This window comes from Dellaglioa sp. CoH-57-MRSF-17, from assembly GCF_056782015.1.
Genome location: NZ_JBXAXY010000133.1, coordinates 1 through 274 on the forward strand (window position 1 = coordinate 1; position 274 = coordinate 274).

1 protein-coding gene is annotated in these 274 nt (G+C 52.2%); it reads right to left on the reverse strand.

Features of this window, described 5'->3' with window-relative positions; all coding sequences use genetic code 11:
• Positions 1-274 (reverse strand): hypothetical protein (locus tag AC1RPJ_RS08155; protein ID WP_481762906.1); only part of this gene is annotated, 274 nt, incomplete at its 3' end.

Below are 274 nucleotides of genomic sequence, written 5' to 3' on the forward strand. Positions count from 1 at the left end.
GCAAACTTGCCTTAATAGCAGACTCGAACCTGATCTCCACCGGACACATTTCTAGATAGTGGTTACGTGACTCAATCCAAGCTTGCGTACGCCCAGCACCTTCCACGTTCTTCGCCACAGTCAAGTGTGCATTGAAGTCAGGGAACGAATGAGTAAGGCCCTCACGCAGCAGCTCATCATGCAAGGACTGGAGACCTGTGGAGTCTAGACGCAGGACTAGAACGTTGCCCTTAGGTGTATCCCACTTTTCGAAGTGCGTGGCACGTGCCGAGAT